At 37.2% G+C, this 8,456-nt stretch carries 7 protein-coding genes and 1 pseudogene; 1 reads left to right on the top strand and 7 read right to left on the bottom strand.

Annotation, left to right across the window (positions count from 1 at the left end):
• Nucleotides 1-505 precede the first annotated feature (505 nt).
• The 3 genes from hemH to Q0O89_RS09880 are packed head-to-tail and all read right to left on the bottom strand — an operon-like array spanning nucleotide 506 to nucleotide 2,668.
• Nucleotides 506-1,477 carry a ferrochelatase gene (hemH, locus tag Q0O89_RS09890; RefSeq protein WP_293731535.1) on the bottom strand — a complete coding sequence of 324 codons (972 nt, stop codon included), beginning with the start codon at nucleotides 1,475-1,477 and terminating at the stop codon, nucleotides 506-508.
• Nucleotides 1,478-1,481: 4 nt separating this feature from the next.
• On the bottom strand, nucleotides 1,482-1,895 hold the full coding sequence (locus Q0O89_RS09885) for a hotdog fold thioesterase (RefSeq protein WP_293731534.1): 414 nt from the start codon (nucleotides 1,893-1,895) through the stop codon (nucleotides 1,482-1,484).
• On the bottom strand, nucleotides 1,895-2,668 hold the full coding sequence (locus Q0O89_RS09880) for a TOBE domain-containing protein (protein ID WP_293731533.1): 774 nt from the start codon (nucleotides 2,666-2,668) through the stop codon (nucleotides 1,895-1,897). Before Q0O89_RS09880 ends, Q0O89_RS09885 begins: the two co-directional genes overlap by 1 nt.
• 114 nt (nucleotides 2,669-2,782) lie before the next feature.
• Between Q0O89_RS09880 and modA the strand changes: the two genes are divergently transcribed.
• Nucleotides 2,783-3,547, top strand: a complete 765-nt coding sequence (gene modA / locus Q0O89_RS09875) for a molybdate ABC transporter substrate-binding protein (RefSeq protein WP_293731532.1) — start codon at nucleotides 2,783-2,785, stop codon at nucleotides 3,545-3,547.
• A gap of 139 nt (nucleotides 3,548-3,686) precedes the next feature.
• Here modA and tehB read toward each other — a convergent pair whose 3' ends face one another.
• The 4 genes and pseudogenes from tehB to Q0O89_RS09855 all read right to left on the bottom strand — a co-directional run.
• Nucleotides 3,687-4,547 (bottom strand): SAM-dependent methyltransferase TehB, encoded by an 861-nt coding sequence (tehB, locus tag Q0O89_RS09870; protein ID WP_293731531.1) that lies wholly within the window; start codon nucleotides 4,545-4,547, stop codon nucleotides 3,687-3,689.
• A gap of 115 nt (nucleotides 4,548-4,662) precedes the next feature.
• A complete protein-coding gene (locus Q0O89_RS09865; protein ID WP_293731530.1) occupies nucleotides 4,663-5,874 on the bottom strand; it encodes a capsule biosynthesis protein in 1,212 nt (403 codons plus the stop codon).
• A 9-nt stretch (nucleotides 5,875-5,883) separates the two neighbouring features.
• On the bottom strand, nucleotides 5,884-7,917 hold the full coding sequence (locus tag Q0O89_RS09860; protein ID WP_293731529.1) for a capsular polysaccharide biosynthesis protein: 2,034 nt from the start codon (nucleotides 7,915-7,917) through the stop codon (nucleotides 5,884-5,886).
• A gap of 420 nt (nucleotides 7,918-8,337) precedes the next feature.
• A pseudogene (locus Q0O89_RS09855) lies at nucleotides 8,338-8,415 on the bottom strand (IS5/IS1182 family transposase); the annotation flags it as partial.
• Nucleotides 8,416-8,456 lie beyond the last annotated feature (41 nt).

The following is an 8,456-nucleotide window of genomic DNA, read 5'->3' as shown; positions in this document are numbered from 1 at the left end:
CCTATGACGTAATCGATTAGATATGAACTGTAGGGACGCCACGCTTGGCGTCCATCAACATAAATCACACTTCGCCTTTGTAATGGACGCCAAGCGTGGCGTCCCTACTAATACCGTTATTTATTTGAGGTTGTCATCAGTCTGAAATCCCACGTATGATGTGGGATTTTTATTTGGGGCGAAATATTTTTCGCCCCACAATCAATCACAAGCACATCAGGGCAAAAAATATTTTGTCCCTACATGTTGTTTTTTCATCCATCCTACGCCGTTTTTGCGTTCTCGGACAGGGATAAACCCTGTCCCTACGACATATGGCGATTACATCGATAACACCTATGACGTAATCGATTAGACATGAACCGTAGGGGCGAAATATCTTTCGCCCCAAACATTCGTGATAAATCAGGGCGAAAAATATTTCGCCCCTACAGCCCCAAAACAATCGTGATAAATCAGGGCGAAATATTTTTCGCCCTAAATCATGCCGTAGGGACATAATGGGTTATATGTTGCTTAAAATCAACTGTCCTAGACATTCAATATGTTTTTCAGTGGCATTTAGGGCAGGGATATATTGGTAAGATTGCCCTCCTTGAGTAAGAAATAAATGTCGATTGGTTTCCGCAATTTCTTCTAAGGTTTCTAGGCAATCTACCGCAAAACCCGGGCAGATTACCGCAATGTGTTCAATACCTTGACGTGGGGCATTTTCTAAGAATTGATCGGTATAGGGTTGTAACCATTCTTCGCGCCCAAAACGAGATTGAAAGGTCATAGCCCATTGATTTTCCATTAATCCTAGTTTATCCACTACGGCGAGGGTTGTTTTGCGGCAATGGTCACGATAAAAATCGCCCATTTGCTCATAACGCAACGGAATGCCATGATAAGAAAAAAGCAGAAATTCTTCTTTTTTTAACCGCGCTTGGATGCTTTCAGCAAGTGCCTCAATGTAGTTTTTGTTGTCAGCATAGGAATGGATAACACTAAAAGGCAATATTTCACGTTGTTGCGTTAATGCGCGAGAAAAGGCATCAATTGCTGCAGCGGTTGTGGTCGAGCTGTATTGTGGATACAGTGGCAGGAAAATAATTTTATCTACCTTGGAAGAGGTCAATTTTTTCACCGCGCTTTCAATACTGGGTTCGCCATAAGTCATGCCAATTTCTACTTGTGCATCAACACCTTGACGAGACAAATAGTGCTGTAGTGCTTTTTGTTGTTCAAGAGAGTAGGCGAGTAGAGGCGAGCCTTGTTCTGTCCAAATGGCTTGGTAATTTTTGGCAATACGTTGTGAGCGTAAGGGCAAAATAATACCTTTGAGAATAGGTAACCATTTCCAACGTGGTAAATCAACTACGCGTGTATCCCTTAAAAATTCATTGAGATAGGTTGAAATTGCCGAGGCTGTTGGTGCACTGGGGGTGCCTAGATTGGCTAAAATAACGCCGATTTTCAAGTTAGAATATCCTATAAAATTAGATGACAGAAAGGGTTAAACGAGATGTGCAACAGAGATTTTCTTGGCTGTCGCGAATATCAATTTGCCACACTTGAGTTCGTTTGCCGAGGCGCAATGGGGTGGCGCGAGCGGTCACTATACCTGATTTTACAGGGCGTAGATGACTTGCATTAATATCCGTTCCTACCACCGCATGAGGTTCTTCAAGGCATAATAACCCTGCTAAGGAGCCCACGGTTTCCGCCAATGCAACGGATACACCACCATGCAATAAGCCCATTGGTTGAGTTGTGCGATTATCTACCGACATGGTAGCTTCAAGCCAGTTTTCGCCTTGTGCAGTCAATTCTATGCCTAAATGTGCAACGGCACAGTTTGCACAAAGTTGGTTCATTTCTGAGAGAGAGAGTTTGCGTTTCCAAATAGTCATCATAATGTTGCTAAAATAATTTGTTCAGGATCGATAGAAAGCCAAATCTTGTTGCCGATAGCCATAGGTAATTCTGATGGAATAGTCGCACAAAATTCCACACCCTCAACGGCAATTTGAGTTTCTTTGATGTGAGGTGTTTCACTGACAGAAAGAATATCACCTAGAAACAGATTTTCGGTCAAGTGCGGTTGAGTTTGATGTAATTTTACCCAAGGGGCCTTTATCATCAGCATTACTTCTTTGCCCAAAACTAAACCTAATTTGACCGCACTTTTTTCAGTAATAGCAGCAATCATGTGTTGTGTTAGTCCATCAATTTGAATATTCACAAAGGTCGTATTTTCCTGTGAATTGAGTTTGACAACTTTGCCAAAAAATTGATTTCGTGCGCTACTTTGGAGTGAAAATTTTGCCGTAGCGGAAAGCGCACTACTTAACTCAACCTCTTCATTATGCAAAACTTGAAAAGCCTTTTCTTGTGTTTGTTCAAGTAAATCATAAAGTTGTAATAATCTTGTGGCATAAGAAGTGAGCGTGGTACCTCCACCATTTTTACCACCAACATTACGCTCAAGCAAAGGTTTAGGGCTAATTTCATTCATCGCAGCTAAATGATCCCATGCACTTTTGTAGCTAATGTGCGTATTTTTTGCTGCTTGATTGATAGAACCACATTCTTGAATTGCTTTGAGCAAACGTATTCTCTTTGGATCAACGAATAATTGTTTTTGTAATTTTATAGTTAAAAGAATTTCTGCATTTTGTAGCATAGTGAGTTCCTTGCTCATCTTTTGGGGTATTTTACGAGAAATATAAAATTTTATATAGCATTTATTTTGATGATCGCTATATAATGATGTATATAAATAAATGGAGGAAAACTTATGCTAAAACGAAATATTCTTACTGTTGTACTTGCTGCAACGACTGCGATTTTTTCTACTCAACTTCAGGCAAAGGTGACGGTTTTTGCGGCGGCATCTTTTACTAATGCGTTAGAAGATGTGGTTGCAGATTACCAAAAAGTCCATCCAAATGAGGAAGTGGTTTTATCTTTTGCTTCGTCATCCGTATTGGCACGACAAATTAACGAAGGCGCACCGGCTGATATTTTTGTCTCAGCAGATCAGAAATGGATGAATTTTTTGGCTGAAAAAAATCAAATTGAACCGACAACGCGTATTGATTTGGTTGGAAATAGTTTAGTGATGATTGCGCCAAAAGAGAGTGCCGTGGATACGGTTGATCTTCGTTATGCAGATTGGCAAAAGCAATTAAAAGACTCATTTCTTGCTGTAGGTGATCCTGATCATGTGCCTGCAGGAATATATGCAAAAGCAGCATTTTCTTATTTAAACCAATGGGATATGCTTGAGAACAAATTAGCACGAGCTGATAATGTGAGAAAGGCATTATTGTTGGTGGAGCGTGCAGAAAGCCCATTAGGCGTAGTTTATGCTACAGATGCCGGGGTGGGAAGCAATGTTAAGATTGTTGCCACTTTCCCACCGGAAAGCCACCCGGCTATTGATTATCCGGCTGCAATAGTTAAAGGTAAAGAAACGAGCGAAACGAAAGCCTTTTTTGAGTATATGCAATCAGATAAAGCCAAAGCGGTATATGAGAAATATGGTTTTACGGTGAAATAGGCGTTATTTATTGTAGCCGTTGCACAAGACGGTCGTTGAGCTTGTCGAAACGTAAGTCTTGTGCAACCGCTGAAATGCCTTATAGTTCGACAAGCTCACCAACCGTGGTTCGACAGGCTCACCAACCGTCATTTCACGCTTATTTCTTACGCGCTAACATCGTGACAAATTTCATTTTAATCCGATTGCCATTTTCATCTGTTTTATGCAATTCTCCCATTTCTTCTTGATATTTCACCAATTCCCAATCTTGATAATAAGTTGCCAATTCATTTTCTTTAAAAGTGAAGGAGAAAGGCATAGGACAAGGTACATCAGCGGTATCCATTGCCGCAACAATTAAGTTATAGCCGCCTGAATTGGTATGTGTTTGCATATTTTTAATAATATCAGGCACAGCCTGACGGTTTAGGAACATAAAGACGACAGTAGAAACGATAAAATCGTAATTTTCTTGAATATTCGCACTGTTTATATCGTAAATTGCGGTGGAAATAGCGAGATTTTCTTTAGCGGCAGTTTCGCGTAAAAAGCCTACACTCAGTTCATTTTGATCCCAAGAAGTCACCTCATAGCCCAACAAGCTCAAATACAACGAATTGCGCCCTTGTCCACAACCTAGATCCAACGTTTTGCACGGCGTTAAAATTTGTGCGGCTGCTTTGACCTCTGAATGGGTTGCAGTTAGGTTATATTTTTTACTGAAATAATCTTCTTGAGTGCAATAAAATTCCAAATAACATTCTAAATCATCAGAAAGTGGCTCCACACGATGCCAAAGCTGCGGCTCAACAAAAGGCGTTTCGTTGTCAGCGGTGAAAATATATTCACTTATCACCTCTCCATTTTCTGTTAAAACATAAAATTTTAATGCCCCTTTTAATACCGTTAACTTACCCCAAGTTCCGGCTTTTGTATTGTGTTTCTCTTGAAACATTTTTGGCAGACTGTCTTTTGTCCAAATAGGCATTTTTTTATAACAAATCAATTGGTTTTTCATAGGATGTCCTTTTTAAAATAATAACCGAGTATTATGGTATGTTATTGAAATGAGAAAGGCAATAAAAAATAACCGCACTTTAGATCTTAAAGTGCGGTTGGTGGTTGCTCTACGTCTAAAATGGTAAATCTACTTTATTATAAAAACTACCATTAATTTGTGTTTTATATAAATGAAATTTCCTATAAGCCTCAAATAATTCTGCATTAGGCGGAGTGGGATTGTGCCAAAAATTGGATAAGGTTCCTTGGTAAGTTAAGCCGGCTATATCATAATTCGCTCTGCCTAATGTTATCGTTGGAATCTGATGTAATAATGCAGAAATACCACTGGTACTATTTAATGTAATCATTCCTTTTGCTTTTCTTAACAATATCGGCATAGGTACATCATGAACATAAAAGACCCGATTTTTTATTTGTGGATATTGGCAGCTTATTTCATTAATCGTTTTAGTATAATCAATAAAACCTCTATCCATAGGGTGATGTTTTATGATTAAATTGAATTTTTCAGGTGCATGTTTAGCAAAAGAAATGAGAACTTCAGATAAAAAATGTTCTACATTTTTAAAATCACAATGTACTCTAACTTGACTATCATCATAAACCTGTAATGGTACAATAAAAAAATCGCCTAATTCATTATTAGTCACTTTTTGACTAAATTGATAATCTCGAAAATAATAATAGAGGCGTTTAATCCCGGATGTTATCCATAAACGAATATAATAACTCAAAGACAATTCTTTATGATGTTGATAGTGAGGATATTTTTTCTGTTTAAAAAAAGCAGCAGAATAATATTTTATCGCGTTTTCTGCCATAGGCAGAAAACCTTTAGCTAAAGGTTTCGGCTCAATGGGTTCCGGTAGATCTTGGTAATGATTTCCTAAGAAAAATTCAGCATTTTTTGAAATAGGAGAGAATGCATTAACCCCCTGTTTTTCGAGTGTAACATAGTGCGGTCGAAAATAACCTTCTTCAAAAACCCAAAATTGAATACCATACTTTTCACAAATACGTTTAGCAATTTTATGATAAGGTCGATGATCACCAAAACAAATAATATTATCGATATGATTTTGGTTAATGAAATAAATTAAAAAATGTTCCCAATCTTTAATAGGGTGATGATAATTGAAGGTGTTCTTTTTATTTTTAAAATAAAAATATTCATCACCACCATTAAAGTTGATTTTATAAACAGATTTGTTTTGTTGCTCCAGCCAATTAGTTAGATCCTTGAAGAAATGTCCAAGAGGGCCTTGTAATAATAAAATGTTTTTTGATGAAGAAATAAGTTCATCCAAATAATGTTTTAACATAAGTCCCTTTTATAAAAAATAAATTTTGATTAAATGTTTTAATTTGTTTAATTGTTTTTTAGCCCAAGATTGGCGAATTTTTTGAGTATTTTCCAATTGTTTAGTGGTTAAATAGCGAATAATTGTTTTGGCATCGCTCAATTGTTTTGTCTTCGGATTAAAATAAATAGGGTAGTCATTTAATGTCGCCGCAATTAATTCTAATAACGAAATTTTTCTTGTACGTCTTGGCAAGATAACATGGTCAATAGTTAACCCCCAGTTAGCATAAAATGGTAATCCATAGCAATGAACAATTTTATTTCGCAAAAGGGCTTCAAAACCTGCTAAAGAAGTCATAGTATGCACCTCATCAACGGCCATAATACAAGCCAAAATATTGGTTTCAGTGACAACCAAATCTGCGAATTGATCTGTATCCGAGCACTCTATATGCCCAATTCGATTGCCACTAACAACATCAGGATGAGGTTTATAAATAATATAATCTGTTGGATTTTCTGACCGCACCTTTTTTAATAATGCTAAATTAGATTGAATTTCCGGTGAACCGGTTATAATGGATGCATCGTCTTCAACTTGTCCCACGACTAAGATTTTTCTTTGATGGGAGGTTGTTAAATTTAATTCATTTTTACCAACATTATATTTACCAATATTTTGAGCAACCAATAGATGTTGTAATTCTTGAGCTTGTTGTAATTCTTCTTCGGTAAACTTCTTAGTTGCTAGAATCTGTTCTAGCCTTGAGGTTTTTTGTGCATTAAAATAAATACCTAAATCATCAACTACAATAGAAAGAGGGGCGACAAGATTAGATCCCAATCCCACAGAACGAATAAATCCGTCCTCAATCTGCAAAGTAGAAATATGATTTTTTTGAGCAAAATCTAATAATAAGTTCTTACCATTTCCCCAAATTAATAAGCGATTATTTTCTTTCCAATTTACATGCTTAAGTTTATTAATATGAGAAACAAAATGCAATTGGCAACTTGGTAATTGAAAAAAAGGTTTTAAAACGGAACGCTTCCAAAAAGACATACCGACACAATATAAATTACCTGCGAATTGTAGATTTAATTTTTTTTGTTTGTGCAAATAATGAATAACATCAAAAATATTGCCTATTTCTCCAGAATTAGGATTAATATATCGACTATATTGAAAATAGGCAGCTTGAAATAAAGTCAATAAATCGCAAGTTTTACGTCTTGAGGATGTAGCAAGTGACTTTGCAATAGGGTGACGATCATCTGTCAGCCCCCAACCACAAAACCAAGGCACACCAAAAGTAACCACCGATTTATTCAGCATCAAAGCCTCAAAACCCATTTGTGAAGTCACACAATACACTTTCTTCACGTTGCGAAGTAACGAAAGCGGATTAATATCTTCGGCTAACAGCACGATATTAGCCGCTAATTGCTGTGAAAGTGCGGTTAAATAACCTTGCTTTTTGCCTGACAATACGTCAGGATGCGTTTTCACGAAAATAGTGGATTGCGGATTTTCTTGAATAGCCGCTTTTAGCATTTGCTGAAAACAACGTGCATCTGCCTGCCCATATCGAATCGCCATATCCCCCACAGTTTGATCCACCACCAATACAGCATTTTTATCCATTGACATCCGACAATCAGGCGCATGGTTATATTTGCTCAATTGAAAATCCACAATTAAACGGTGTGCCAACCGCACTTTTTCCGTTATCAAATCAGGCGATGATTGCAAAATCAACTTTTCCAACCGTGATGGCTTAGTGGTATCGTAGTAAATCCCTAAATCATCAACCACCATAGAAAACGGCGGATACCCCTTAACGCCCAGCCCCACAGAACGCAAAAAGCCGTCTTCCAGTGCAATAAAAGGCAGTTGATGACGCGCAGCAAAATCTCTCGCTTTCTTTGTTGACGGACGATAACCCCAACCCACAACCTGCTGAATATCTTTCGAGTTGGTTAAGGTTAATCTCATCTCCGGCAAAAAAGAAGTTAAGAATGGGATTTTTAAAATGCCTTTTGAAAATATACGAGTTACCATAAATAATTAATTTCTAATATTAATTAGGTTTTCAACTAATAAATGAACTCGTGTTGATGGATTAGGTTCATTATTAATTTCACTATCTATTAAAGCATTTATAGCAGGCAGTTTCAACAACAGATTTAGGATCAGAATTATTTCCAGAATAAACTTTAATATTAACTGACGAAAGCTTTTCTTCAAGAATTAAATTTTCAAAATATAGAACTTGTTGATGTTTTGAGGCTATAAAATCACCAATAAGTGTTTATTTAATATCCCAGCATGGCAGAGCCATACCGGGTTACGCATAAATCAGCCCCTTTGGGGCTGAGAATTAGAGTGGCAAAGCCACTCAACTATGCGTAACCTAGTACGCATTTTGCGTGCTAGGTATAAAATAGTCTATTTTATAAGCATAAAACATCAACACGCCCTATAAACACGCCCTGTACGGTCGAGTAAATAAGCTAGGCATTTCCAAAGATTATCTGTTAAAATAGTTCTAAGCGACATAGTTTGTATGGGATGGTTAGGTTTTGGTGAACTAAATTATA

This window comes from uncultured Actinobacillus sp. (assembly GCF_945915845.1).
Lineage (GTDB): Bacteria > Pseudomonadota > Gammaproteobacteria > Enterobacterales > Pasteurellaceae > Exercitatus.
The sequence above is the reverse complement of the archived record's forward strand: the minus strand, read 5'-3'. Positions and strand labels throughout refer to the sequence as shown.

What these genes read in the sequence shown, in the direction of transcription:
- Q0O89_RS09885 (WP_293731534.1), bottom strand. Translation starts at nt 1,895, where the DNA reads ATGACTATTTGGAAACGCAAACTCTCTCTCTCAGAAATGAACCAACTT.
- Q0O89_RS09880 (WP_293731533.1), bottom strand. Translation starts at nt 2,668, where the DNA reads ATGCTACAAAATGCAGAAATTCTTTTAACTATAAAATTACAAAAACAA.
- modA (WP_293731532.1), top strand. Translation starts at nt 2,783, where the DNA reads ATGCTAAAACGAAATATTCTTACTGTTGTACTTGCTGCAACGACTGCG.
- tehB (WP_293731531.1), bottom strand. Translation starts at nt 4,547, where the DNA reads ATGAAAAACCAATTGATTTGTTATAAAAAAATGCCTATTTGGACAAAA.
- Q0O89_RS09865 (WP_293731530.1), bottom strand. Translation starts at nt 5,874, where the DNA reads ATGTTAAAACATTATTTGGATGAACTTATTTCTTCATCAAAAAACATT.
- Q0O89_RS09860 (WP_293731529.1), bottom strand. Translation starts at nt 7,917, where the DNA reads ATGGTAACTCGTATATTTTCAAAAGGCATTTTAAAAATCCCATTCTTA.